The sequence below is a fragment of the Hahella sp. HNIBRBA332 genome (genome assembly GCF_030719035.1).
Classification (GTDB): domain Bacteria; phylum Pseudomonadota; class Gammaproteobacteria; order Pseudomonadales; family Oleiphilaceae; genus Hahella.
This window is the reverse complement of sequence record NZ_CP132203.1, coordinates 1491390-1515557: the sequence shown is the minus strand read 5'-3', so window position 1 is coordinate 1515557 and position 24168 is coordinate 1491390. Positions and strand designations below refer to the sequence as shown.

Here is a 24168-nt window from a genome sequence, read left to right as displayed (position 1 = left end):
ATTAACTTTCCTTCCTTTCTTTATTCGTCGCGCGGTTAATCAAGCCACGATCGACTTCCACAATAGAAAACGATTTGATGTTCATACCGACAGGAACCTCGGTTAACGCCAACACAGTAAGATGAGGCAATAGTCGACTTGACAGTTTTCTTATATGCCGGCGAATACCAGGTGAGGTAATCAGCACAGGCTTCAAGCCGGCTGACATCATTTTCTCAACCTGACGAGCCATGCTGCTTAACACCTGCTCCGTCAACTTCGGATCGATATATAAAGACGCACCTTGTTCCGTCACTCTGATGCCGGACTGCATCAGCTGCTCAACTCCCGGATCCAAACTCATAACATGAAGGTAACGGTCCTGCGCAACCAAATCCTGGCAGATTTCGGCGCCAAGCTTTTGCCTCACTTGATCCGCTAACTGCTCATGGTCCTTACTCACTTTACCTGCGTCGACCAACGCCTCTGCAATAAGCTCAATGTTTCTGATAGACACTTTTTCCTGCAGCAATTGCTGCAGGACTTTTTGAATATCGGAGAGCGTCAACGTATTGGGAACCAGCTCTTCATACAAAGAGGACTGCGCTGTACGTACTCTTCCCATCAGTTTTTCTGTTTCTGACCGGGTTAAAAGGGCCGGCGCTTGCGACCTGACGGTTTCATTCACATGAGTTAACATCACTGTCAACGGATCAACCAAAGTACAGTTAAGCTGCCGCGCTTTTTCTTTTAAATTCTCTTCTATCCAGACCGCCGGCAGCCCATAGGTAGGGTCTTTCACCGACACCCCAGGTAATTTATCCGTCAAGTCCTGTGCACTGATCGCCAATATTCGATCTGAGTACAACTCACCTTCCGCCACTTGGGCGCCATGCACGCAGACTTTATATTCACGTTCATTATTGCGATCTGTCTGATATATCTTCACATTCGGCAAAACGAATCCCAGCTCAAGCGCCAGCTGTTTGCGGAGCCTTTTGATTTCATCCATCAAAGCGCCTTCACTCGCCCCTAGATATCCAGCGATAGCAGGCCCAAGAGAAATCTCCAAAGGTTCGACTTTCAGCTCTTCATAAATATCCTTTTCCGCATCTTCCTGATCTTCGACGCTATCCTCAGCTTCCTGGTACTTGTTCTGTTTGAAGGCATACACCACCAACGCAGCCATCAGTGATGCGACAATAAAAATCGGGAGCGCAGGGATTCCTGGCAGGAGCAATAATGCAAGCAACCCCAGAGTAACAATGACAAGGCTCTTTGGATAACGAGTGACCTGCCTGGATATTTCATCACCGAGAAATGCGTCTGTCGCTGCGCGGGTGATGATAATGCCTGTGGCAGTGGAAATAACCAGTGCGGGGATCTGAGTAACAATGCCGTCCCCGACTGTCAGCAAAGTATAGCTGTGAAGCGCCTCGCCCCAGCTAAGGCCTCGCTGCGCAATCCCAACAGTCAACCCGCCAATGATGTCGATCAGAATTATTAAAATACCCGCAATGGCGTCGCCTTTCACAAACTTACTGGCGCCGTCCATTGCCCCATAAAAACTGGCTTCGCGCTCAATATTCTGACGCCTTTCTCGAGCCTCTTTTTCATCAATGAGCCCCATGTTCATGTCAGCATCAATGCTCATTTGTTTACCCGGCATACTATCCAAGGTAAATCGAGCGGCTACTTCCGCCACCCTTTGGGCGCCATTGGTGACCACCACATACTGAACGACAATCAATATGAGAAAAACGACAAGCCCTATAACGTAGTTACCGCCAACAACATAAGTGCCGATGGCGTTAATCACATCGCCGGCATCGCCATCAGACAAAATAAGTCGTGTTGCGGCGATATTGAGAGACAGCCTGAAGAGCGTTGCGATAAGCAATAAAGAAGGAAAGGTTGAGAATCCCAGTGGTTTATCAACAAAGAAAGTTAATAAAAGGATCAACAAACCAAAACTGAAATTAATAATGAGCAGCACATCCAATAGCTGCGAAGGAATAGGCGTAAAAAGCACCAGCAGTATGCCCACCATTCCCAATACAAGCGCAAGCTCGCTGCGTGTTCCCAGCAATGAAGCCATCGATGGTCTATTCATCATGTGGCGGCCCTTTTCACGCTAAACTGATCTCTCCCCTGCCGTTCTCTTTTGATTTGATAAGCGCGGCGTAAAGCTCTTGCCACCCCCACAAACGCATCCTCTGGAATCATCGAGCCAATCTCAGTTTTCTTGAATAAATAACGGGCCAGCGGCGGATCCTGAATAATGGGCACCTGATGCTGGCGCGCTATGTCCCGTAGATGTTTCGCCATGGCGTCCATCCCTTTCCCAGTCACTGTCGGCGCAGCCATTTTTTTTGCGTCATACTTTACAACCACTGCGTAGTGTTCCGGGTTAGTGATAATCAGGTCCGCCTCAGGAACACTGGCTGCGGAGCCACTTCGTTTTCGCAGCTCCCTTTCCAGTTCCTTTCTTTTCGCCCTTATGTGAGGGTCTCCCTCGCGCCTTTTAATCTCGTCTTTAACTTCTTTCTTGGTCATGCGCATGTTGCGCATAAACTCCCAGCGAGTGAACAACATATCAATGACTGCGATCAACAAGAGCGCGGCCGTCAGTTTGAAAATAATACCCGCAGCATATCCAGTGAATGCCGGCAACGCTGTCGCCGCCGACTTGGCGGTTAACCCGAAGAGATCTGGCATCAGGCCAGCCAAAGCCCAGTACAAAACACTCCCCAGCAAAGCAAGCTTTATCAGGTTCTTCACTAGCTCAAACAATATTTTGATGGAGAACAAGCGCTTAAAGCCTGCGATTGGATTGATTCGTTTAATGTCAGGTTTGATTGGATGGAAAGAAAATACTGGCCCTGTTTGAGCCATTGAGCACAACACACCGATAACCATCATTACAACCAGCAACGGACTCAATATCCAGCCTATCTCCGAGATAATCCAGACGCCCCAGGCTCTGACCGTCATAACGTCAAAGTCAACAGACGCCGCATCTACAAATAGCTTTTGACACAAGCTGAAGAAACGCGTGGCGAGATCCTGCGATACTGACCACAATAGCAGCGCACCGGCGGCGAGAGCGAAGACATGATTGACTTCCTGACTCTTCGCCACACTGCCTTTCTTCTTCGCCTCTTGGAGTTTAAAGGGCGAAGGGGGTTCGGTCTTTTCAGACTTATCCGGTTGCGACTCTGCCATAACTACTTCAGATGACTGTCAGCATTCCGCTCCAGTAGCGGAATATAGAAATAAACACTTCTCCAATTAATGGAGTCAGGTATTTGAGTGAAAGCGCCGTCACTATAATCCCTAACGCCACTTTTAATGGCAGAAAGAGAAAGTAAACGTTCATTTGCGGCATCGTCCTCGCCATGACTGCTACACCCACATCCAACAAAAACAGCACCGCCAAAACAGGTGCCGCGAGCACCATGGCGAATGAGAACATCAGTCCCACCTGCTTCATAGCGCCATTAAAATCCATTCTTGCTAAACCAGAGCCCGGTGGTACTTGGGCGACACTATACGCAAGCCCTTTAATCACCATGTGATGCGCATCCATGCTAAAAAAAACGAAGGTGGCGAAAAACAGCAATATTGTTCCCATCAACGGCTCCGCCGAGTTTGTTGCGGGATTCATTATATTCGCCGCGCCGAAGCCTGACTGAAAGTCAATCAGCCTGCCAGATATCTGAAAGACGGTAAAGGCGGCATGAAGACCTAAAGCCATCGCCAATCCCAGTACCAACTCATTCGCACAGGCTAACGCCATCTCGACTATTGAAGATGGCAGTTGCGCACCCGCAGTCGGCGAGAAACGCACCATCAACAAAGCCAGGGCGCAAACCAGGAAAAACCTGATACGCCCAGGTAAACGTCCAAACATATCAAAAGGAGAAGCCATCACCACTAACGCCAGCCGTATGGACAGGAGCCACCAGGCCCATGCCCAAGAGAGATCAATGGTGAAGTGCATCGTCTAAAAGTATGCCGGTATATTCCCGATTACGTTTTTTGCGTAAAGGGTCAGTGTCGCCAGCATCCATGACCCCATAACAAATATGATCGCCACGACAGCGCCAATTTTCGGTACAAACGTTAGCGTCATTTCCTGTATCTGGGTGACTACCTGCAATATGCTGATAATCAACCCTACGATCAGACTGACTATTAAAATAGGCGCAGCGACCAAAACTGCCGTCCATAACATGTCTTCGGTAAGCATCATCGCCAGATCAGCGTTCATAGATTCATCTCCATCTAATCTCAATGACGGATAAACTGAGGAAGAATATCGATCAGCTTACGCCCTTTATCATCAATAGGAGCATTCATAAGGCGATGCATAATCTGTTGCGCCTGCTCTGGATTATTTTCGCCTTGGTCACATAAAGCGCGGGCGAAGTGTCCCGAGAAGGAGTCCTTATCCAGTCGAGTCGCCTTGCGCGCCAGTAAACGCGCTTCCGCATAATCCTGTGTTAACGCTCTAATAACCGCCAGGGCGCCGTAGGTTTCGCCAAAACGGTCATCGATTTCGCTGGCGCGGCGTAAACTTTCTTCAGCTTCCTGCATCCGCCCCTGTAAAATCTGGCACCAAGCCAGTACGTTCCAAGAGCCGATATGACCAGGCATATTTTCAAGCCCTTTTTCTAACGCGCCCTCAGCGGCGGCCAAATCACCCTGCTGCATTTCCAAAAGGCCTTTGCCAACCCATCCGCGCCCACTTTTCGGCTTGGCCTGTATCATTGCGTCAAAGCTTTGCGCTGCTGTACTCAGATCCAACGCATTGAGGGAGCAATATGCCTTAACGCCCAATGCTTCCGCGTTGTCTGGGTCTTGGGCCAACACTTCCTCTGCCATGCCTATCGCTTTATCAAAGTCTTCATTGTCTTGCAGACACATTGCTAAAACAGCTTTGGCTTCTAAGAAGTCCGGCTGGAGAGACAGCGCTAGATTTACAAAGCGCTCTACCTCAGGCAGGTCGCCCATGGCGTAATAAGCTCGCGCGAGGATTAATGCGTAACCGGGATTCTTTGCAGGCTCTTCAATATGCTCGCTCAGTTCAACGACCGCCTTATCCGGCGCTGATTGCAGGAGGTAACAGTAACCTAGATTGTAGCTAATGCTCGGGTGAGACAGCCCTGCTGTTTTAAGCTGGGAGAAGCCCGCTACCGCATCTTCAACTCGTCCCAATGTGATCATGACCATCGAGCGTTCATAAATCGCCTGGGGGTGGTCCGCCGCAATTTTTAATGCGCGGTCAAAGAGCGAAATAGCGTCTTCAGGCTGGCCGCTGTCATGCAACGCGCGCCCCAAGTCCAACAACAGATTCAGGTTGTTTTCATCTTGTTCGAGAAAACGCTTGAGGCGCGCGATTTTTTCCGCCAAGTCGGAGACTGACATGTGTCCGTCCGTAGTATCAGTTGTATAGATGGTCCGCTTCTTTCAAATCACTCATGGACTCGGCCTGAGGGCGTCGTCCGTCAAGGTCCTGAAGAAGGGTTTTAGCCCGATTAAAATAAAGGTTATCGACGGGGGCGGACTTTAGCAGAATATCGATCAGACGCCGAGCTTCATTTTCATTCCCCAACTCAACATTCGCCAATGACGCGTAAAACAATGAAGGCGGATGGGTGGGTTCGTCCTCAAGCACTTCGGCCCAAACCTGCAGGGCGCGGTCCTTAATACCTTGTTCAAATTGCACCATGCCGTACTGAAAACGCTCTAGAACCGCCTTGGTTTCTCTGGCGAGAAAGCTCTCATAGTGGAAGGAAGCGCGCTCTAACAGATCCAGCTGAGCGTAAATTTTAGCTAATAAAGATTCTACTTCGGGGGGGAATTCGGGGAGCTGATATGCTCTCTTCAGTTTGGCCAATGCTTCGTCAATTCGCTTTGCGTCAACATCCAATCTGGCCAAGGCAAGCAACTCGTCGCCTTCAAAGAGACTTAGGTCCATCATTCTTACACCTGAAAATGACTACTAACAACAATCCGGAGCGGCCCGTAGCCCAAAGTTTTTGATACTTCATCCCTAAGGAACACACCTCCGATGGAGGCGGCAATTCTAACAACCTGTTACTTCTTGATCAATTTAAAAAAGGTGAAATATTGTGGGTTACGCCCCAGAGTTGGCTTTAGAGCAAATCTTTAGGTTTAGGATGTTGACCCCGGCATGGCAAGCACGCGAACTGACGAAAGCCAAAGGCTGGCTTAGTAACTATCTCATAACCCCCACTTGAATTTTTTCACCTTTGCCGGTTCACTGAGGCCCACTTCTCTGATAAGGAAACGTCATGTCACAAAAGGACTCAAGCGCCCCGTCCAGTATATCGAAACCCCTGGACACTCTATGGGAAGTACCGGACGAGCTATGGCTACGAATCGAACCCATTTTAAAAGAAGACTGGCAACCCAGCGCCAAGGGTGGCCGCCCCATCGGCAACTGGAGGGGCTATTTGAACGGGATTATTTTTCGGATGCGTTCAGGCTGCCAGTGGAACCAGTTGCCCCGCCGATTTGGGGATGACGCCACGGTCCATCGCTGGTTTCAGCGCTGGAGTAAAAACGGCGTAATGGAGAAGATCTGGGCGAGTCTATTGCGAGACTGCCAGGAACTGGAAGGGGTGGACTGGGAATGGCAAAGTGCGGACGGCTGGCTGGGGAAAGCCCGCTTTGGGGGGGGGGGAGAATGTGAGGCCGAACCCGACAGACCGAGGCAAGAAGGGAACCAAGAAAAGCCTGCTGGTGGAAGCCGAGGGAGGCCCCTTGGGACTCGTCATCGCCGGAGCCAATGTCAACGACCATAAGCTGCTGGAAGCAACGCTGGAGTCGATTGCGGTAGAGCGTCCGGCTCCAACGGTGGAGGCGCGGCAGCATTTATGCCTGGATAAGGGGTATGACAATGTGGCGAGCGAAGACGTGGCAGCCCGACATAACTACATACCGCATATCTGCCGAATTGGCGAGGAGGCGCAGCCAGCGGACCGTCATCCAAGTGGAAAGCCCCGGCGTTGGGTAGTGGAGCGCACGTTTGGTTGGCTGCCGAAGTGCCGTGCGTTACTGATTCGCTATGACAAAAAGGACAGCAACTATCTGGGATTGCTGCAATTGGCATGTGATCTGTTATGGTTTCGGCGGATGTGGCGGCTACAGGGGCGTCAATGAGGTTATGAGATAGTTACTTAGCTAATAATATTAACCAAGCATCGATATAGACATTCTATGCCGCATATTTGATGCTTGGGTGGTTAAAGTATTTTTTCACCCTCGAAGGCTTCTTTTGCAACATACACATATGTGATCGAACTTTCTTTTTGAGATCCCCTTTCTTTCGTGCCGGCTTACCACTGTGAACTCCCGCTTTTAAATCACAATTCAAGTATTCGTCCGGGTTCAATTCCGGGGAATAGGCGGGTAAATAGAACACTTCTATACGATCCTCATTCTCCTCAAGCCAAGCCTTCACAACCTTGGCGTGATGGACTCTCAAATTGTCCAGTATCAGGAAGACCTTCCGTTGGGCGTCTTGGATCAGCCGCTTCATGAACCCTATCAACCGGTCTGCGTCCATTGAGCCGTCATAGATTTGAAACCGCACTTTGCCCTGGTTGCTGATCGCTGAGATCATATTGATCGACTCACGCTTGGCGTTCAGGCGAATCACCGGCGTTTTCCCTTTCGGCGCATAGCCCCGCCCATGTTGAGCGTCGCTTCGAAGCCCTGTCTCATCGCCCCAATAGATCTCCGCCCCTTCCGCCTTCGCTCGTCCGCTGATGACCGGATATTCCTCCTTCAGCCACTTCTCGACTTGAGACGGGTTTTGCTCATACGCTTTCTTCACCGGCTTCTGCGGCGTGAAACCCCAGGCGGTCAAATAACTGCCAACCGTTCGGATCGCCAAGTGCTCTCCCGTCTCCTGCGCAATAAGCTGTTGCACCGCCTTACGGGTCCAGAGCGCATACTCCAGCTTGAGCTGGTCCGGGCTTTTATCGACAATCAAACATCTGATTCGGTTCTCCTGGCTTGGCGTCAATCGCTGTCCCGAGCCGGGCTCTCGTCCGCGGGGCTTGGATTTAATCCCGCTAACCCCTTGCGCTTCATAAGCTCTGATCCACTTTCCCACCGTCAGGTTATGGACACCGACCTTATCGGCTATTTCCTGATAGCTATACCCCTGCTTGCGCAGTCGCACGGCCTGTTTTCTTTTTTCTTCCTGCGCTGCGGCAGGTAATGAGCGAGCGTCTTCTATAATCATATGGGCATTGTATCATATCTATATCGATGCCAGGTTAATAGAATAAGGCATTCACGCTGACAGCCCTCAAACACCAAGCCATCAACAGGCCGGTCGGATAACAACTCCTGCATTAGTTTGATAGCAAGGTCCAGGTTGGATTCCATCTCGGCGCCGTCCAAAGCATTTTCTTTCCATGATTCGGGGGCTTCCGGGTGCGGGCCGGATACCGCCACTTTGCCTTTCCCGTAGGAGCTTATAAGTGCGGCGATTTGTTGGTTTTCAAAGTAGGCGATGTTGCGAACTTGCTCCTTGCTTTGCGTCAGTTTGAATGCAGGGCCAGCCTGATAGTACATCTGACGCTCTTCCCCAGACCAAGTAACAGGATAGATTTTCGGAGCGAAGTCACTGTCGTAATTATCGGATTCCGCTGGTGCGATGCCTAACGCATCCACAAACCGATTTTCTTCAGCCCACCCCACTGACGCGACGTAAGCGCCGCCACAAATACCCAGGTAACGCCCGCCATTGTTCAGGTAAGCCTTTAATGAAGCGGAGAGATCCGGCGTAAAGGCGTCAACCAGGGGCTCAACGTCGTCTTCCGTACCGCCGATGATGAAAACTTTCGCCCCACTCAGCATGTCCGGCAGCGCTTTCAGGTCCGTGATATACCTCACTGTCAGGCCCGCCTGGACAGCGAGGTCCGCGATGGCTTCAGAGCTGTCTGCATCTGATACAGGTCCGTTATATATCAACGCATATTCCGTTTCCCTGACGGGACTCGTCTGCATATCTGAGGCCGACTCCACAGCCGACACATACGGCGTCGCGCCAACGATCAGAATGACGCCGCTTAGCGCCGTTAAGCTAAATTTATTCATACAAAAAGAGGAGCCAAAATAGCCGAAGTCACCCGGCCGCTGATTTAGACGTCTTGCTCGCCGCTTCTTAACAACCGGCGGGCTTCCCGTTCTGCATAATACTCACTGACTATGGTCTGGGCTCTTTGATACAGGCTTGAATCCCCTTCGCCAAGCACTTCCAACAGAAGTTTTTTCTCCTGCATGTAGACTTTGGCGAACCAGCGGTCATGCTGAATGATATTGGTGGAGTTGCTGATCAAGTCCGCCAGTTTGATGGTTTTCGCTCGTGGGGAGGCGTTAGCGAGATGCTGTCTGTCTATTTCCTTGCGCGCCTGACGATTACCGTCTTGCGGTCGACTCACATCTGTCACTTCCTCCACCAATTTCGCCACGGCGGGGCCAAAGAACTCAAGGATCAGTTCTTGAGTGACCTGGGTGTCTTCGACGATGTCATGCAGGTAGGCGGCGGCGATCATTTCCTCGTCTCCCCCCACTGACGCAACGATTCCCGCCACTTCGGCAGGATGCACGATGTAGGGTTCATCGGTATAACGTCTTCGTTGACCGATAGCGGCATGGGCGGCGCTGGCGAATACTTTCGCCCTTTCGACAAGCATGAAATCAAACCTCGTTTCACAGGTGTACAACTACGCCATAATGCAGCATCAATCCCGCCCCGTCCAATAGCAGGAAAGAGCGAGGACAGACTACAAATGCGGCGTGATCGTCACTCCCGTCATGTCAGAGCGAATTGCGCCGTCTTTGTCTCATAACCCTTCGGGAAACCGCTCATCCAAAGGCAAATCTTCGTTAATCTCTTCCAACGCCGCCATTGCGTGCTCAGGAAAATCCACAATGATGTCCTCCATCTCCACTCCTCCCAAATAAAGGGCAGTGCTAAGCAGGAAATTGTCGGAGTTATCTGAGTAGCCGATCGCGGATTTTATAACGTCGATAAGGCGGGACACAGTCGCGGGTGAGAGCTTCTTAACATCCGCCTTTTTCCTCACGATTGTCTCAATAAAGTGGCACAGAATGATCGCATTGGCGTCGTAGTAGGAAACCTCGGTGTAATCTTTAAAGCGCTCGCTACGAACGTCTTCACGACTGAAATAGTCCGACAACACATCAAACACCTGCGGCAATCGCTCCTCGCTCCATGTATGCCATGGGGTCAGCTTTACTCTAGCGCCCTGTTGGATGAGGCACAAAGAGACCGGAAAGGTCTGATGAATTTCCTGCACTGTAAGTTGAAAGTCATAATAAAAGTGCGCCAGCCGTTGCTGTATGTCATTCAACTTGCTTTGTACCAAACCAAATGTCTTATAGATCTCCGGATCATCAAGCATCTGCGGGTTATCGCTATAGGCAGGGTCATACTTCATGGCGCCTTTTATCTGGCGATCAGATACACAGAAAGAAGCGCTGTTGCCGCTCCAGCGAATTTCTCCATGCCCCTGAAGCTTTACTTGAATATCCGCCATGGCTTGCTCATCCGGTCTCTCAGCAAAAAGAATATGCGCATCAAAACCGCTAGATAAGTTACCAACGCCGTGGCCAAGAAATAAGAACGGATAGCTCTCCATCGTGATTCCTTATGTAGGTATTTGTGGTCGATCGGTAAATCGGAGGACTGATCTTTGGCGCCCACTGAGACGCCTTTGCCAACGCTAAAGTTTATGACCAACTTGGTTAGACCGAGGATCTTCTGGATGGTTCAATGCAAATATTGATGGCGGATTTCTTCGATGGCTCCTGCTTGCAAAAGATGCGTAAGGGCCTGTGAAAATTCATCCTTTTTGTCGCGAAAGGAGGATTTTTTGGATATGGCGAAATACAAGTCAACACTGTTGCTGGGGCGATATTCGGCTTTCTCGAACTGGCCTTTATAGGGTGACTGAGCGATCTCATAATCCGCCTGACAGTCCGTCCCGACTATCGCTGTCAAACGCAAACGACCCAGCATGTCCACCAGCTGCTTTTCGGTGCTGACGCCGATCTTGTTAATCTTTTCATCGTCATCGAACGCCTGAAAATAAGCCGAACCCGTAACAATGCCGACATCAATGCGATAGAGGTCCTCGTAATTCTGAAGCATTCCACCGCGTCCCTTTCTGACATAAAACACCGTTGAACAGCTGTAATATGCCGGCTCCAGATAGTCCATATACACAGCCCGATCAGGCCTTAGCGCCAAGCCGCTCATGGCGTCCACCGCGCCATCCTCCATCATTTTCAAGCAACGCACCCATGGACAGCGCACGTAATTGATTTCAAGCTTTAATTCGTTCGCAAGTAGGGCCCATAAGTCAAAATCGATCCCGCTGTACCCTTCCTCCTCGCTGTCCAAAATACGAAAAGGCGGCCAAGCGTCTATGGCGACGCGAATCTCGGTTTTGCTTTGCTCGGCGTCAGGCGTATCGACAGAGTTAGCAGCCAAGGGCGCAAGACTCCACACCAGCAATAAAAGCGCGCCCATACAACGCGATGAAGCAAGCGTCATTTGACAACCTCCAGGCCTCAACAACGAATGGAGACAACCATACAGCTATAGCCCCGATGATCAGGTTTCTGGAAATGTATTTAGTATAGTTCAATTGCCGAGCGGGCCGGGTCGCACAGAAAACCGACGTTGCGCCGGCTGAGAAGTCCCCAGAAGCAAAGCTGGGGATGGGGTATGGCGGAAGTCCAAGCTACTGAGACGCCGCCAACTGCTTTTGAAATTTCTCCGGGAGCCACCAGCTGGCGTCAATGGCCGGGCTATTTTCAGGTACAACAGGATTCTTCAATATGATGAGTTTTCTAGACGATAGATTCCCTTTCGCTAAATAGCCCTTCATCTCCTCTGTAAAAAGCTTTTTAAAGGAGCCATCAGCAATAGCGATATTCAATCCTTCTTCCAGCTTCCCGGCTAATTCAGGCTCATTTCTAGAAATGAAAAAATATACAGGATGCGGATAAAACAACATGATGTTATCGGCGACAACAAGCCGATCCTGATTCCTGTCCAGCTCATCCCAAACTTCCAGGAAACCGCGATGGAAGTAGTCAAATCTATTATTTCTCAGCAGTGTAAATAAGGCTTCATATTGGGAGCTTGTTACAACCTTCAACCCATTTGCGCTGTAGACGGGCAAATCCCCCCAGTGAAGCCCATGTCCGCCGACAAACTGTCTGAGATCTTCAATGTCGTCTATCTTGCTGAAAATCGCGCTCTTTTCTTGCGTCACCAACAAAAGTCTAAGCCCCAGGATTCCTCGATAAATCGGAATCCTTATTGGGATCATCTTTTCTTCTCGCTCTGGATTAGTAGACATAAACTCAAGATTCAAAATCCCTTTTGTAACCATGAGCTCTCCCCTGGCCTCATTAATGCTGACATCCAAAAATTCAGGGAATTGTATTTTGTAAGGGGTGTTCAGTTTGCTCAGCGCAAGGTCCAATACTTTTAGACCGTATTTGTATCTATCTTGATTTTGATAGTGTTTGACGATTATCTCCCCTCTCGCTTCGGGGGCCACACTGTAAGAAAACAACGCAAGAAGAGGAATCACCAGAGATATCAGCGACTTAAAATGCAACACAACACCACCTCTTACCGCCGAAACTATGTTAACTACACCAGTGTTCGCCAATCCCACATCACAAAGACGCCAGCCCTCCTTCGCCTAGCTATCCCAGCGCGGACAGCGACAATGACGGATATCCAATGTTCTCTATATTAAATTTAGACGACTTATTCTGAATCGACAGGGGATTAAGAGAATGGAAAGGATTAGGTTCGGTGAGATTGAGACGAAAACCGTAGAAGTCTTATTAAATCAATGTATTAACCAGGCCTCTGCACCAGCTTCCCAAAAACTTTGTGATAGAGCTTTTGTATTTGACCCTAATGACGAAAATGGGCGTGATCGCCAACAACACGCCCACAATAGCGCCGGGCTAGGTGCATCTTGAGGCTAATGCTCAGTTATAGCCCTCGGCATTCTTATCCCCAGCTATGCTCCCAACCAAGCTGGCCTGCCGTAGAAAGCCCTTGTGCCGCTACCGCCATTTAGTATCTACGCCTCGACAGCAGTCTTTTCAACTCGGGTCACGGGCTGATTGTTGGTTCCACAAAAACTCATCGCAATATGCCTACCAAATGCATCCTGCCGGCCATTGATGAAAGACTTCGTTATGCAGCATATTACGCAAGATTTGAACGCCCCGGCGTCGGCCAGAAGCAACATTTCAAAACCGCATATTTCATACTGATTAGCCGCCATTGTTCTGCTATCGCATAGTGAAGTTACAATTTATCTTCAGACACAGGAATATCGAAATGCATCACATCTTCCCTAATACCTAATTTTGTATATAACGCAATTGCTGGTTCATCTCCGTAATCGGCTTGGACATATATCACACTCGCCTTTTTGTCTCTTGCTATAGGCTTGAGATGCTCTATCAATTGCGTTGCGACACCATGTCTTCTATGCTTTTCGTCAACCGCTAAGTCATATATGTAAACCTCACTAAGTGGTTGTTCAAACTTCTCCAGAACATAGGCTGCTATGGCCCCTACCACCTTACCCCTATTTAACGCAACCAAAGCAATGAACGTGTCGCGTCCCAGCAACTCAGTTATATAATCGTCATCTGGCCGCTGCCCGTTGTAGGTTTTCAAGTCTCCAAATGCCTTCCCGAAGCAATCCAACATCTGGAAATACAAGTCGTTATCACCTCTATGCAGTTCCCTGTACTGATATTCCATCATTTATACCAACGCCCCCTTAATACGTAAACATATGAATAAAATAGATCGTACGACGCAACCTTATAATGAACACCAACAATATATAATAGCTACGAACATTGGATAACAACCTCTATAACGGATCATGTAGCCGCCACACTCTCTAAATGGATTCAATGTCGAACGAATTTCGCCAGACGTGTATCCCATTTATTTCAGTGCTTTTTCCTTATTATCTTCCAATAGAAGTTCTAAAAATCTATCCGGCTCACTCAATTTTGCGGACATCCTTCTATAGGTGTTTGTCTGACAGGATTTGTACTTATAACAACCGAAAATACGAGCGACCGTCTCCTTCGGACTTCGCCTTCCACTCATCAGCGAACCTTAAAACGAATTCCTCATAAAGACGTCTATGTTGCTTTGCCCGCTTCTCTTTTACTTGGGCGTCCTGTTACTTATGGCGCACTATAATTTTCACGCTATCACAGTGAAAGAGAACGCTTTCTCCAACGCTCATTTCGAAGCTATCATCTTCATCCTCACAGCTAGAAATGTCTTTAATTTCCCCGGCAATCATTTCCTCTTTGCGCTCCGTGACAGTTACGGTTATCCAGTGCTTTCTGCCGCCTTCTGTAAGCATGACCGTATCCCCTACAGCGGGAGGACTCTCCGCGTCCAATGGGGCTTTACCATAAACGCTAATGTGGCCTCCGCTTTTATCCCATTCCATTAGCTTTCTCCAGTTTCTAAAGCCAGAAACTACTCCTCACATCATAAGTTAGCATCGATCAAAAAGAACTCAAATAACGCATCACATTGCGCTGGATTTTAGACGGGCTTGTTATAAGCAGAAGGGCGTTATTCACTTTAACTATTATTTGTACTGCGATCATTTATAAGCCAAAGTCTTCATATGATGTCTCGACCGACAAATCCCTTGCAGACACCCCTCACGCCCTCCTCCTCTAGCCCTAGATCCACCTCCATCGCTGCACTGGGTGTCGCTGCCTTTCCGCTATTGCCAAACTCTCCATCGAGCCGCCTCACGCTTGACGGCGTGGCTCTCACAGTATCTCGCGACTTGTGCCGGGTCGTATTGGGCAGCCCTTCTCTTTGCAGGGTCTTAACGATGCCTTGGGCATTTTTCAGACCTATACTTATTAACGATGGTGCAACCATTAAAGCCTTCATATTCATGCAATACAGATAACGCAGCGCTCATAGGATTGCCGAAGCGGAGCATAAGCAATTCCTAGTCAGCACCTATTTCTATATTTTATACCCACCATTACCATTTACCTTTAACCCAATTTGAGCAAGTGTCATGTTCAAACATTTTCCTTCCACAATAAACCGAAGCATCATTACTACAATAACCCCAATCCGGGTCTATTTGGCGGTACTTTTTGCAACACCCACATTGCTCTTCATGCCAGTGATCTTTGTCTTCATTTTGGTTTATTGCTTTCCCACACCGGTCACACCAAAACACAGTAAGGAAGACTGGATTTTCATCTCTTAATTGTTGAATTGTCTTCTTTGCCACTGTTGATATCCCACTTCAGGTGATCCTGCGCCAATTGTAAAGTTGTGAATCATGCCGGCCTAATTGCCTTGCAGCGGCGCTCACGCCGATACGTTGAGCTAGCGCCAGGGCTTCCGCCTTGTACTCGTCTGAAAAACGTTGGCGAGATTTGGAATTTGATGTCTTCTGTTTGATCATAGTTCACCTCTGTAGCGTAGTTTACCCGCTTAACAGGGTGTTTATCATTGGTGGGTAGGGTCACGTTTGACTTCCCGGGATTTTTACACTGGAATCAGTGAGCTGGAGGGGGTATCTTCGAAGTCTTGAAATTAAAAAACGCGCATGCGCGATATACAAATGTTAGTTGCCAGTGGTGAACAATGCTAACTGTTGAAAAAGATGAAGAAGCACTTCAAGTGTATATTCATGGCACACCTGAAAGGCTGCGTTGGCTTGCGAGGCGATTGGAAGCGGTAGCAAATCAGGCGGAAATATCAGGGCAAGCGCATGATCACTTCATGACAGAGGATTGGGGTGGAAACGAATTATCAAATGAGGTTCAAGGCAGCCCGGAATCACGGAAAATAATCAACCATTTAATTGTTTATGGCCACAAAGGTGAATAAATTGGCATATAACAAGTTGCTTAATTTCGTTCCGGCCACAAACAGCGTGGCTTCCTCGGGACAGCCTACTCTGCATTTCGGCTGCCCATTAGCAAAGCGTTAGCCATCTCAATCAACCAGTGAGGTTTTTCATGAGTTTCCGTTCATATATTGTAGTCATCGCAGCAGCCTTCGCATGTAGCGTTCAAGCTGCACCCTCGGTCGAGGCATCTTCCTACGCCGGTCAAGAAGCACGCGAAATTAAGGCGCTGTCCTCAGAAGACGTGCAGGCATATTTATCAGGCAAGGGGATGGGCTTGGCAAAAGCAGCAGAACTCAATGGCTATCCCGGACCCTCCCATGTATTGACGCTGGCCTCTGAGCTGGAGCTTACTCAAGAGCAGCAGAAGCTTACCCGGGCGCTGTTTGCAAGCATGCAGGCCAATGCAATTAAGTGGGGTCAATCGCTGATTGAAGAAGAGCGCAAACTCGATAACCTGTTCGCTGCCAAGTTAATCACTCCAGAGCTGTTGTCGCAATCGCTTACGCAAATCGGCGAATTGCAGGCCAAGGTTCGTGCGGCCCATCTAGAGGCGCATCTTACTCAGGGTCGTATCCTCACTCCGGGGCAGGTTACTCGCTATATGCAACTGCGAGGCTATAATTCTGGGCAGTCTGAGCCAAACGCCCATCATCACCAGCATTGAAAATGAAAACGGCTACCCCTTCCATCAACCGGACTTTGACTCCGGGAACCCTTGTTCAAATTCTCAGGTAATGTCCTTGTTTCAATCCACGCCCTCACACGGAGGGCGTGGATTGAAACCATTATTCATTAGATATAACGCCGCGCTCTGCGGAAAATTTGTCCGGCAGCAACGCTTTGTTATACGATTTTATTTCGACGGCCATTCGTGAATCATCTCACCGTCTTTTCTAAGAAAAGAGTCACGAAGAATTCCTTCATTCTTCAGCCTTTCAAAAGCCTCAAAGTATCTATTAGACATCTCTTCCCAATCTCGGACGTCAAAATCAAAGGCTTGATCTTGGACTCCCCCTCCCCACCATAAAGAGCCCTTTCCTCTAGTCCAGTTCCCGCGCAAATGGCGCTTCCACTTTTCTCCAAAAACAGAACGGACGGCGTATTTCGACTTGTCAGGAATGTCAGCCGAAAAGAAATGGTATTCATCGTTCAGTTCTAGTATGAGGCAAGAGCATTCATGGCATTGGTACAACGTTTTCGAATACTTCCAAATCGTTCCCAAATCCACTTTTTTTGCTTGTTCGATTTCATCCTGAAGATCTTCCAAATCCTGATCAGGCACAACATAGCCTTTATTGTAAATAAAGTCTGAGGAATCAGAAATCGTTGCACCACACTTACAATGTATTTTCATACTTCACTTCGTATAACGCCAAGTGTTAGGGCGGCGCGCTTTTTGCGCCGTCCCAGCCGAAGGCGACAACAACGCCTGGTTATGAATTTTTGCTTTCATACTCGTTACTACCAAAATGAGCAACAAATCGATTTCGAATTTCTCGGAACCATTTTTTCTCATACTCTGGATTAAGCCCTTCACTAGAAATAACTTCCTTCGCAAATTCGTTCGCTCTCCAAACTCCAAGAGATGCGATACGATCTTGCTCTATAGGCGGTAAACAGAACCCCAAGTCTACGCACAGTTTTCCTAACAAATTTTTGATTTCTTTATCCAATTCGGTTACTCATAATGTCGCGTTCATCGGCATGTCTGGTGCAACGCTTTGTTAGTATGGCCTTCCATTTAATGCGTGATTAATCATATAAGTTACCCAATCACCTGTTTTTCTACCATCATCAAAGGTAGTGTATCCGTTCGATCTGTAGCGAAAATCCGTTTTCCAGCCCGATTTTCCCTTTTTTGTCTCCAAATAGCGTATTGCGTATTGGCTTCTTGGATCATCCAAAATACTGGCATTACCAGCAAATCGAATCAGTTCAACAATATTCAGGTGATAAGACTCAGGAAACGAAATATCCATAATATGTCGGGTAATAGGTGTACCATCGCTTAGCTTTCTTACTAGTTCATGTTCAAGTAAGTATTCTTTACCTTGCTCCAATTTTTCGTTAACACCTGCATCTCCAGTGGCCTCCCAATAAGAAAACAATGCAAATACGGACTTGGCAACTCCAATGTAACAAGGTGCACGTTTAAAGCAACCGCCAAATCTATCAAAATTAAATTTTGGTATAGATACTGATAATCCGCGCTCCATTGGTTGATATGTAGTAATCCACTCAACACCATTTATAACGTGCTCTGCTCTGGATTGGCCTAGTCTGCACATCGCAGAGACCAGCATTGCGTTGTAACAGGAGAGAAAATACTTTTCATCGCCACTTAACGAGAAGCCAAAAGGAGTTGCAAGTTTCTCGAAGACCCGATCAATTAGCCTGCAGGTATATTCAAGGTGCCGGGCAAAAGGTATCTCACTCAACGCAATGAGTCTCCATACATAGAAAAGCGGGTCATCGCTCCAATCTCGTGTGAGCTTTTTTACAAGCTCTGACTGCGCAAGCAGCTGTAATGCCTCACTTCGCGAAATCGAGAGACCATTATCTATGCTGATTTTTAGCTCTAGGGCTTTATCCATTGAATTGTTCTGCTAACACTTGGTTAACCTGCAGGAAGCTGTCAGGTTGAACCCTTTGCAGGCAAATCGCACTATGTGGTTGAATAGTAGGCAGTAAATTCATAGAGTACGCCTCTTTTTCTCCCCTAATAAGGACTGTTATGGGCTCTTCTTTAATTGACGGCGTTAAACACCATTTCTCCAGCCTTTCTGATCCTCGTCGAGAGACGCTCAATATGCGGCATAATTTCTATGATGTTCTCACCATCGCGCTCTGCGGGATCATCTGTGGGGCTGACGATTGGGTTACCATCACTCGGTTTGGCGACGCTAAAAAAGAGTGGTTTGAGTCTTTTCTGGAGCTGCCCAACGGCATTCCCTCCCACGACACCTTCAACAACATCTTTGCGAAGTTAGATCCCGAGGCGCTAGAGATAAGCTTTCTATCCTGGGCTTCGACGCTGGCGGAGCAGATTCCAGATGATCAGATCGCAATAGACGGCAAAACGTTACGGCGCTCATACGACCGATCCTCTTCCAAACCCGCCATTCATATGGTTAGCGCCTGGTCGACAGCGAACGAACTGGTGTTGGGACAGGTGAAAACTCAGGAGAAGTCCAATGAGATCACTGCTATTCCTAAACTGTTGAAGGCATTGTCATTAAAAGGAAGTCTCGTCACCTTGGACGCGATGGGATGCCAGCGGGAGATCGTGAAGCATATCCGTCACGCGGAAGCAGACTATTTAGTGGGTGTGAAGGAAAATCAGGCCTCATTACACGATGAGATTCACGACCGGTACGTGGACGCTGAGGCTAAAGGCTTCGGCGAGGATTTTGTCGACTTTGTATGCGAACCAGGGCGCGTTGAGGATGAGAAGCGGCGCTGCCGCGTTTCAACGAATCTGGAGGGTCTGGAAAAGCAACAAAGTCGCTGGCAAGACCTGAAGAGTTTCATCGTCGTAGAAACAGAGCGAATGGAGTCAGGACAAAGAACGCTGGAGCGCCGCTTGTATATTTCGAGTCGAGAAGGCGATGCGAGATATTTCCTGAATGCGACGCGAAAGCACTGGCACATAGAGAACAAACTGCATTGGGTGCTGGATGTAGCGTTTAAAGAGGATGACTCGCGGCATCGCATGGGACACAGCGCGGAGAATTTAGCGGTGTTGAGACATATGGCGTTGAATTTACTGAAGAATGAGAAGACGGACAAAGGAGGTATAAAAACTAAGAGGCTACGAGCAGGCTGGGATCATGGTTACTTAAAAAAAGTGCTATCGGGCCTGGCTACTTTGTAGCCACATAGTGCGATTTGCCTGGAACCCTTTGTTAGCTATAATTGTTTATGCAAACCTTTTACAATGCGCTTTAAGCTTTTTAATGGCCCAATCGTAATGACTAGACAATGTAGACACACAGTAGCTACCGAGAGTCGTGGCGCCTGTCCAATCAAAATACTTCTTAGTGAATAGCTCATCATTAGAGAATCGATCAACCAACTTAATTACAGATTTGTGACTCTTCTTGAGCATTTTTTTGGCATCCACGAGCTTTGTATCTTGATGCTTCTTCCAAATTTCAACGTTCATCTCACCATAGGTTTTCCAGGTATATGGCTCTGGCAGGAAATTTGCTTTCTTTCCAGACTCGTTGGCAGCCACCCATTTAAGCAGCAACTGGTGCCATTCATATAGATGGATCAACACATCTCTAAGATTCTTATCTCTGCTCCAATGCGCCTCATTCTTTTTCGTGTCATGACTGAAATCAAATTCCGTACTCAAGGACTCATCATTCATAGAATCTATTAGATCCCAGAGTTTTTCAAAATTTGACTCTGCTGCTTCTAGCATCTCATTTTTGGTTGTTGGTCTCGCCATTTCCATCCCAATCTTTCAAAACAGCTAACGCCGCCATAATTTGCCGCCTGAAGCGCAGCGTAAGGCGGTCAAATTGATGGCTTTGTTACGTTTTTATATACGCACTTAATAAATCTACAATTTCCTGTGCCTCATTTTCTTCTAATGAAACCCCAAAGCGAATATCTTGACCATTTGACTCTACGACTACGACACCACCTTTCATACCTATTTGATGCAAAAGCGAATGTTTATTTTTATTGCCAAAATATCCCGCAGCTCGTAGATTTTGACATTCACTAGTTGAATACACTTTTTCTGGGCCAAAGCCAAAAACATTGTGCTTAATTTTAAATTGATCGCTATCTATAATGAGCTGCTCGAATCCATTCGTCTTCCATGCCAGCCAAAGCCCTGCGAATAACCCACCGATTGTCCAGAAAGTCGTCCACACTAGCATGAATATACTATTAAATCCGATGGGCTCACTTAGTAAGCTGCTTACACCTGATACCCAACCGAATGCCCAAGCAACTAACCAAACCCCCAAAAAGTAAGTTTGAAATTCACCCTCATTTCCAGGCTTTATTCTTACTTCTAAACTTCCCGCTGATCGTATGTGCTCGATTCTACTCAAGTGTTCCCCTTGAAACGCAACGCCGCCAACACCGGCCGAGCGTAGCGAGGTCCAGCGCACGCGGTGCGCGATGGTGCTTGGCCTTGTTAAGTGTTCGACTCATGATGTGCCTTAATGCTTTTGTAGCACTCTTCGCAAACAACTGAAAAGTCGCAGAATTTACGAAAGCGCTCCGTTTTATCTTCTTCTTGCAAGAACATGTGCTCACAGGCGTAACACCAGCCTTGAAGATCGCCTGGCTCAGAACTATTTTCGATAAAGCCTAAAGGAGCACTATTATTCCTTACCAAATGACAGCAGACCGTAGCAGCTATACCCCTACCATGTTTCTCGCAATCTATGTTCAATTCGTCGACTTCCATTATTGGGCACTTAACGCCGTGTTAATTGGTTTGGGTGAGATGGCGATAATTTTGCGGCTTTTTTGCAAAAATGGCGACAGCTTACCCAAATCCGATTGAACACTTTGTTAACTGACATTTTAAACAACCTCCATTTGCTTAGACTCTAGAGCAAGACTGTGACTTTCACTTCGACCGTCACCTCTATCCCACCATTTCTCAACCCATGCTCTACCATATTCATCCACTTCGTAGACTTCGAGAACATCATCCAGCATTGATTTAATATCTATGACTTCATTTTCCGATAGCCCCTCAGTGACAGACATGTCGATTTCTAAGACTTTTACCCTTGACCCAACTATTACTTCCTTGCCATTGATATCAGTAACCACAAATTTTCTCTGTTCAGTTAACGCCCGGCTCACCAGCGGCCAAACCGGAGTGGTTTTTGTGTTAAGGTGTAGCGCACCGAAACCACAAAAACCGCGCTGGTTTGGACGTCTGCGTGGAGCCGTTTGTTATGTGCCGACTTCATTTAGATATGCCTCTAAACCTTCAATTTCCGATTTAACCGCAAATATTGGATCATTTTTAAGAAAAAGCACATCGTTTAAATATGGCTTTGTGCTTGAGCCAATATCACGAATGGTGCGCACGGCATTTATTCTAACTTTTACTCGTTCGCTTTTTATAGCCGCTAGTAGAATCTTCATGGCATCATCAACGAATGGCTCGGGTCTAACCAGAGCTCTAACTATTACAATTTGAGTTTCCTCGGGTGCCGATAAAAATATTTTATTTAAAATGGCTATTGCTTCTTTCGTTGGCTGAACACGTTCAAATTTTGGTGATGGCTCACCTATTGGGCACCTACACCCTCCACCTTCATTACCCCGCCATAGCTCGCCGAGTTTTTGTATTCGATTATTCCGCTTTTTCTCACTCGTGAGATTAGACGCAAGATCTGTAGTGGTCTAATAGTCCCGGACACGTTAATAAGAGACAATACCCGTCAACGATTAAGGTGTCAGCATGAGTCAGAAAAGGTCGTATAAACAGTATACAAAAGAGTTTAAAGAAGAGGCCGTTTCCTTGGTGCGCGACCAAGGTTATTCCTTCCCAGAAGCGGCTAAATCCCTCGGCATTAGCGCCAATATGCTCTACAAGTGGAAGGAAAAAATTGAAGCTCAGCTTGAAAACCAGGTTCTGGCTGAAGACGAGCGCGCCGAGTTAAAACGGCTTCGCAAAGAAAACAAAGAGCTGCGCATGGAAAAGGAAATTCTAAAAAAGGCTTCGGCCTTCTTCGCGAAAGAAATGAAATAAAGTTCGCCTTCATTCAAGCAGAGTCGAATCGCTTCCCAGTGAAAGTGCTTTGCCGGGCTCTGCGTGCAAGTCGATCAGCCTACTATGCCTGGCGTCGGCGCCGCGCGCCGGTGATCCGGTTTGATGAACTTCATCTGCATCGGCGAATGAAGCGACTGTTTAACGCTTCTCGAAGCAGTCTGGGCAGTCGAGAGATGATGAAGAAGCTACGCGAAGAAGGCTTTCAGATAGGGCGTTATCGGGTTCGCAAGCTCATGAAGTGGTTGGGTCTTCAGGTCACTCAACGCGTTGCTTACAAGGCCACGACAAGGCGTAAGCATCATCATGCGGTTGCAGATAACTTGTTGAATCAGAATTTTAATCCTACTGCGCCCAATCAGGTTTGGGCTGGCGATGTGACCTATCTAAAAACAGGAGAAGGCTGGATGTATCTGGCCATTGTCATGGATTTATATTCCCGGAGGATTGTCGGCTGGCGCATCGACAAGCGCATGACGACGAGTCTGGTCAGTCAGGCGCTGATCAAGGCGTACAACTTGCGGAAGCCGGCCAAGGGCGTGGTATTCCATAGCGACAGGGGCTCACAGTACACCAGCGGACATTATCGAAAACTGCTGGAAAAGTATGAAATCAGGGCAAGTATGGGTGATGTGGGAGCCTGTTGGGACAATGCAGTGGTTGAACGCTTTTTTGGTAGTCTTAAACATGACTGGATATTAAAAATCCCCCAGCCCACCCGGGAACACATGAAGCAGGATGTGGCAGCCTACATGAGATATTACAATCTCGAAAGACTGCATACGGCGAACAATGATATGTCGCCGGTTAATTATGAAAACTCTCTAAAGAAAGTGTCCGGTGGGATTTGACCAGAACACTCATTACTGAGCCCTTTATAAATGCCTTTCAATATTACTTCAAAGTCTTCAGCAACATAACAAGACAACTCTGACACTCCCACTAAAGAATCGATACAATTGAATATCTTCAAGGTCAGCTCTTGATAACCATCTATTTGATCGTTATCTATATCAGCAACATCATCAAAGGCCGCCAATAGTTTTCTTTCAAATGCTTCATCGCTATCACGTTTATCTAAGTATGCATCGATATCAATATTTAAAATTAGGTCTTTTGGAAGGATATCACCAGATTCAATACCCTCTATTATTGCCTTAGCATCCATAGATAAACTCTCGATTATGCATAACGCCGCGGTTTGGGGCTAACATAAAGCGCCAGCGAATGGCAGTCCCAGCCGAAGGCGACAACACCGCCTTGTTAAGTATTACTTCCAGACAATGACGCATAGAATATAAATCCAAATAAAATCAACGGTACTGCAATGTAAACGGAGAAGTCTGATATATACCATTCGCATTTGGATTTTTTATACCGTCTAAACTCTGACAC

27 protein-coding genes and 1 pseudogene are annotated in these 24168 nt (G+C 47.7%); 5 read left to right on the top strand and 23 right to left on the bottom strand.

The annotated features are described in order from the left end of the window. Position 1: 1 nt before the first annotated feature. From O5O45_RS07180 to O5O45_RS07155, 6 genes are read right to left on the bottom strand one after another with little or no spacing between them, the layout of a single operon-like run. A complete protein-coding gene (locus O5O45_RS07180; protein ID WP_305904544.1) occupies positions 2–2095 on the bottom strand; it encodes a flagellar biosynthesis protein FlhA in 2094 nt (697 codons plus the stop codon). Further along, positions 2092–3204, bottom strand: coding sequence for a flagellar biosynthesis protein FlhB (flhB, locus tag O5O45_RS07175; RefSeq protein WP_305904543.1), 1113 nt, complete (start codon positions 3202–3204; stop codon positions 2092–2094). The genes O5O45_RS07180 and flhB overlap by 4 nt, the downstream gene beginning before the upstream one ends. 7 nt (positions 3205–3211) lie before the next feature. After that, positions 3212–3982 carry a flagellar biosynthetic protein FliR gene (locus O5O45_RS07170; RefSeq protein ID WP_305904542.1) on the bottom strand — a complete coding sequence of 257 codons (771 nt, stop codon included), beginning with the start codon at positions 3980–3982 and terminating at the stop codon, positions 3212–3214. Positions 3983–3985: 3 nt separating this feature from the next. After that, on the bottom strand, positions 3986–4252 hold the full coding sequence (gene fliQ / locus O5O45_RS07165; RefSeq protein ID WP_216739859.1) for a flagellar biosynthesis protein FliQ: 267 nt from the start codon (positions 4250–4252) through the stop codon (positions 3986–3988). A 20-nt stretch (positions 4253–4272) separates the two neighbouring features. Next, positions 4273–5409: a tetratricopeptide repeat protein gene (locus tag O5O45_RS07160; RefSeq protein WP_305904541.1), complete on the bottom strand. Its 1137-nt coding sequence runs from the start codon at positions 5407–5409 to the stop codon at positions 4273–4275. A 16-nt stretch (positions 5410–5425) separates the two neighbouring features. After that, complete coding sequence (locus O5O45_RS07155) at positions 5426–5965, bottom strand: tetratricopeptide repeat protein (RefSeq protein ID WP_305904540.1); 540 nt, start codon at positions 5963–5965, stop codon at positions 5426–5428. Positions 5966–6344: 379 nt separating this feature from the next. Between O5O45_RS07155 and O5O45_RS07150 the strand changes: the two genes are divergently transcribed. Beyond that, positions 6345–7170, top strand: a protein-coding gene (locus tag O5O45_RS07150) for an IS5 family transposase (protein ID WP_371748002.1) whose coding sequence is annotated in 2 segments (ribosomal slippage) — positions 6345–6670 and positions 6669–7170 — 828 coding nt in all. Because the reading frame shifts where the segments join, the coding sequence is not laid out codon by codon here. A gap of 55 nt (positions 7171–7225) precedes the next feature. On the opposite strand, the gene O5O45_RS07145 is transcribed toward O5O45_RS07150, so the two are convergent. The 9 genes and pseudogenes from O5O45_RS07145 to O5O45_RS07105 form a co-directional block, all read right to left on the bottom strand. After that, positions 7226–8260, bottom strand: coding sequence for an IS630 family transposase (locus O5O45_RS07145; protein ID WP_305904539.1), 1035 nt, complete (start codon positions 8258–8260; stop codon positions 7226–7228). Next, on the bottom strand, positions 8257–9120 hold the full coding sequence (locus O5O45_RS07140) for a BPL-N domain-containing protein (RefSeq protein WP_305904538.1): 864 nt from the start codon (positions 9118–9120) through the stop codon (positions 8257–8259). The genes O5O45_RS07145 and O5O45_RS07140 overlap by 4 nt, the downstream gene beginning before the upstream one ends. Before the next feature lie 44 nt (positions 9121–9164). After that, positions 9165–9719 carry an HD domain-containing protein gene (locus O5O45_RS07135; RefSeq protein ID WP_305904537.1) on the bottom strand — a complete coding sequence of 185 codons (555 nt, stop codon included), beginning with the start codon at positions 9717–9719 and terminating at the stop codon, positions 9165–9167. A 150-nt stretch (positions 9720–9869) separates the two neighbouring features. Next, positions 9870–10688, bottom strand: a complete 819-nt coding sequence (locus O5O45_RS07130) for a hypothetical protein (RefSeq protein WP_305904536.1) — start codon at positions 10686–10688, stop codon at positions 9870–9872. 131 nt (positions 10689–10819) lie between these two features. Further along, complete coding sequence (locus O5O45_RS07125) at positions 10820–11605, bottom strand: substrate-binding periplasmic protein (RefSeq protein ID WP_305904535.1); 786 nt, start codon at positions 11603–11605, stop codon at positions 10820–10822. Positions 11606–11795: 190 nt separating this feature from the next. Further along, entirely contained in the window at positions 11796–12686 is an 891-nt protein-coding gene (locus O5O45_RS07120; RefSeq protein ID WP_305904534.1) for a type 2 periplasmic-binding domain-containing protein, read from the bottom strand. 707 nt (positions 12687–13393) lie between these two features. Then, positions 13394–13861 (bottom strand): AAC(3)-I family aminoglycoside N-acetyltransferase, encoded by a 468-nt coding sequence (locus O5O45_RS07115; RefSeq protein ID WP_305904533.1) that lies wholly within the window; start codon positions 13859–13861, stop codon positions 13394–13396. 433 nt (positions 13862–14294) lie between these two features. Further along, positions 14295–14573 carry a hypothetical protein gene (locus tag O5O45_RS07110; RefSeq protein ID WP_305904532.1) on the bottom strand — a complete coding sequence of 93 codons (279 nt, stop codon included), beginning with the start codon at positions 14571–14573 and terminating at the stop codon, positions 14295–14297. An 840-nt stretch (positions 14574–15413) separates the two neighbouring features. After that, positions 15414–15566, bottom strand: a pseudogene (locus O5O45_RS07105) (transposase); the annotation flags it as partial. A gap of 182 nt (positions 15567–15748) precedes the next feature. Between O5O45_RS07105 and O5O45_RS07100 the strand changes: the two are divergent. Both O5O45_RS07100 and O5O45_RS07095 read left to right on the top strand, forming a co-directional pair. After that, entirely contained in the window at positions 15749–15994 is a 246-nt protein-coding gene (locus O5O45_RS07100; protein WP_305904531.1) for an Imm32 family immunity protein, read from the top strand. A 131-nt stretch (positions 15995–16125) separates the two neighbouring features. Continuing rightward, entirely contained in the window at positions 16126–16680 is a 555-nt protein-coding gene (locus O5O45_RS07095; protein ID WP_305904530.1) for a hypothetical protein, read from the top strand. A 189-nt stretch (positions 16681–16869) separates the two neighbouring features. Here O5O45_RS07095 and O5O45_RS07090 read toward each other — a convergent pair whose 3' ends face one another. The 3 genes from O5O45_RS07090 to O5O45_RS07080 all read right to left on the bottom strand — a co-directional run bounded on the left by O5O45_RS07090 (position 16870) and on the right by O5O45_RS07080 (position 18610). Beyond that, on the bottom strand, positions 16870–17370 hold the full coding sequence (locus O5O45_RS07090; protein WP_305904529.1) for a hypothetical protein: 501 nt from the start codon (positions 17368–17370) through the stop codon (positions 16870–16872). A gap of 79 nt (positions 17371–17449) precedes the next feature. Then, positions 17450–17689 carry a hypothetical protein gene (locus O5O45_RS07085; RefSeq protein ID WP_305904528.1) on the bottom strand — a complete coding sequence of 80 codons (240 nt, stop codon included), beginning with the start codon at positions 17687–17689 and terminating at the stop codon, positions 17450–17452. Positions 17690–17740: 51 nt separating this feature from the next. Continuing rightward, the gene (locus tag O5O45_RS07080; RefSeq protein WP_305904527.1) at positions 17741–18610 is read right to left on the bottom strand and encodes a hypothetical protein; all 870 of its coding nucleotides are present in this window, start codon (positions 18608–18610) and stop codon (positions 17741–17743) included. Between the two features lie 140 nt (positions 18611–18750). On the opposite strand from O5O45_RS07080, the gene O5O45_RS07075 reads away from it, so the two are divergent. Continuing rightward, positions 18751–19890, top strand: a complete 1140-nt coding sequence (locus tag O5O45_RS07075; RefSeq protein WP_305903215.1) for an ISAs1 family transposase — start codon at positions 18751–18753, stop codon at positions 19888–19890. 45 nt (positions 19891–19935) lie between these two features. On the opposite strand, the gene O5O45_RS07070 is transcribed toward O5O45_RS07075, so the two are convergent. The 4 genes from O5O45_RS07070 to O5O45_RS07055 form a co-directional block, all read right to left on the bottom strand. Further along, positions 19936–20472 carry a ClbS/DfsB family four-helix bundle protein gene (locus O5O45_RS07070; protein ID WP_305904526.1) on the bottom strand — a complete coding sequence of 179 codons (537 nt, stop codon included), beginning with the start codon at positions 20470–20472 and terminating at the stop codon, positions 19936–19938. An 85-nt stretch (positions 20473–20557) separates the two neighbouring features. Then, complete coding sequence (locus O5O45_RS07065; RefSeq protein WP_305904525.1) at positions 20558–21088, bottom strand: hypothetical protein; 531 nt, start codon at positions 21086–21088, stop codon at positions 20558–20560. 481 nt (positions 21089–21569) lie between these two features. Beyond that, complete coding sequence (locus O5O45_RS07060) at positions 21570–21824, bottom strand: hypothetical protein (RefSeq protein ID WP_305904524.1); 255 nt, start codon at positions 21822–21824, stop codon at positions 21570–21572. Between the two features lie 126 nt (positions 21825–21950). Then, entirely contained in the window at positions 21951–22145 is a 195-nt protein-coding gene (locus tag O5O45_RS07055; RefSeq protein WP_305904523.1) for a hypothetical protein, read from the bottom strand. Positions 22146–22464: 319 nt separating this feature from the next. Between O5O45_RS07055 and O5O45_RS07050 the strand changes: the two genes are divergently transcribed. Further along, a protein-coding gene (locus O5O45_RS07050) for an IS3 family transposase (RefSeq protein ID WP_305904522.1) occupies positions 22465–23624 on the top strand; the annotation gives its coding sequence in 2 pieces (ribosomal slippage) (positions 22465–22729 and positions 22729–23624; 1161 coding nt in all). On the opposite strand, the gene O5O45_RS07045 is transcribed toward O5O45_RS07050, so the two are convergent. After that, complete coding sequence (locus tag O5O45_RS07045; RefSeq protein WP_305904521.1) at positions 23585–23941, bottom strand: hypothetical protein; 357 nt, start codon at positions 23939–23941, stop codon at positions 23585–23587. The two genes, O5O45_RS07050 and O5O45_RS07045, sit on opposite strands and share 40 nt — an antisense overlap. Positions 23942–24168 lie beyond the last annotated feature (227 nt).